This is a genomic window from Micromonospora sp. D75 (assembly GCF_018070405.1).
Classification (GTDB): Bacteria; Actinomycetota; Actinomycetes; order Mycobacteriales; family Micromonosporaceae; genus Micromonospora; species Micromonospora chalcea.
In genome coordinates this window covers 1-1,731 of sequence record NZ_JAGPXV010000901.1, presented here as the reverse complement: position 1 = coordinate 1,731, position 1,731 = coordinate 1, and the positions used below count along the sequence as shown (strand labels likewise).

At 73.4% G+C, this 1,731-nt stretch carries 2 protein-coding genes and 1 pseudogene; 1 reads left to right on the top strand and 2 read right to left on the bottom strand.

Going from position 1 to position 1,731, the window contains the following annotated elements; translation table 11 throughout:
- Both KBX39_RS34170 and KBX39_RS30500 read right to left on the bottom strand, forming a co-directional pair.
- Positions 1-179, bottom strand: a pseudogene (locus KBX39_RS34170) (carbohydrate ABC transporter substrate-binding protein); the annotation flags it as partial.
- Positions 180-412: 233 nt separating this feature from the next.
- Positions 413-958: a plasmid pRiA4b ORF-3 family protein gene (locus KBX39_RS30500; protein ID WP_187693783.1), complete on the bottom strand. Its 546-nt coding sequence runs from the start codon at positions 956-958 to the stop codon at positions 413-415.
- A 150-nt stretch (positions 959-1,108) separates the two neighbouring features.
- Here KBX39_RS30500 and KBX39_RS30495 point away from each other — a divergent pair.
- On the top strand, positions 1,109-1,731 hold a 623-nt coding region (locus tag KBX39_RS30495; protein WP_210873865.1), incomplete at its 3' end, for a dihydrofolate reductase family protein.

The following is a 1,731-nucleotide window of genomic DNA, read 5'->3' as shown; positions in this document are numbered from 1 at the left end:
AGCTCTTCGTAGCCGAAGCCCTGGTCGCCGAAGACGTCGACGACCAGCGTGATCGGGCCGTCGCCGCTGCCGCTGTCGCCGCTGTCCGAGTCGTCGCCGCAGGCGGCGGTGGTGCCGAGCACGACGACGGACGCGAGCGCGATGGCCGCGAACCGCCGACGACGGATTGGGACGCTCATCCGAGACCCCTCTTTCGGTGGTGAGGCGATATCTGCTGTGTGGTGGGGGGTGCGTTTCGCGCGGGCCGGAGCGGGGCAGGAGGGAGATCCGCACCACTCTCGGGAGCGCTCCCATGAGGTTGCCGGGAGGTGACAGGGGTGTCAATAGACCGTTGGGAGCGTTCCCATTTCGTTACCGCGCCGCTGGCGACCCCTCCTCGGAGCCCGCGATCAGCGGCGCGCGGGCGGCGCGATCAGCAGCAGCGGCGCAGCAGGACGGTGGCGCGGCCGGCGTCGAACGCGGCCGGATCGAACGCCGGGCCGGCCCACTCGCGCATCGTCACGTGTTCCGGGTGCGCCGGGTCGGCGAGCGCCGCGAGCAGGACCGCATAGCCGGCCGGGCCGCCCACGTCCTCCGGCGGGCAGGCCCGCTCCCCGTCCAGGCAGACCGGGTAACGCTCGTCCGGGTCGGCGGCGCAGCAGTCCTCCACCACCAGGTCGTGCTCCCACCAGTCCCCGAAGTCGTAGGTGTAGCGGAACCGGTCGCCCTTGCCCACTACCGTGTCCAGCCGGACGTCCAGCTCGTCGCGCAGCGCCAGCTCGCCGTCCGGGTCGGGTTCGCCGTACTGCCGGCCGTCCACGTCGAACGAGTGCAGGTGGCAGTCGCGCCAGCCCATCGCGTGCTGGATCACCCGGTGCAGCCGGTCCAGCGTGTAGCCGCCGGGCACCAGCACCCGCCGCCACACCGGCGGCCGGACCCCGGCCAGCGACACCATGAGCTGGAAGATCTGACGCGACACGACGTCCCATCCTTCCTCGGCATAGGCTGCCTGCATGATCTGCCGAGCCTGCCGGGAACGGCGGCACGACGACTGTCCTGGCCGGAAGTGGTGCGACTGCCAGCACCGTACCCCCGAACCCACCCCTCCGGTCACCGGTCCGGCCGGCGAATGAGCGTCGGAACCCCGATCGAACGGATCTGGCCCGCACCCGTCACCGGCGCGCTGACCGACCCGGAACTCACCGCGCTCTACGGCCGGTCGGCCCGCCCGCACCTGCGGGTCAACTTCGTCTCCAGCGCCGACGGCGCGGTCACTCTGGACGGCTACTCCGCCGGGCTCTCCGGCCAGCCGGACAAGCGGGTCTTCGGGCTGCTGCGGATGCTCTGCGACGCTCTCGTGGTGGCCGCCGGCACGCTGCGCCACGAGGGCTACCGGGCGGTCCGGCTGAGCCCGGAACGCCGGGCCTGGCGCCGCGAACGCGGGCTGGCCGAGTTCCCGACGCTCGTGGTCGTCTCCGGCTCACTCGACCTCGACCCGGCCCAGGCCGCGTTCGCCGACGCCCCGGTCCGGCCGATCGTGCTCACCCACGCCGACGCCGTACCGCCGCCCGGCCTCACCGACGTCGCCGACTTGGTCCGCTGCGGCCCCGCCCCGGTCACCAGCACCGACCGGGTCGACGGCAGCGGCCGGGTCGACGGCAGCGGCCGGGTCGACTTGGCCGTGGGCCTGGCGGAGCTGCGCCGCCGAGGGCTGGACCAGTTGCTCTGCGAGGGCGGCCCGCACCTGTTCGG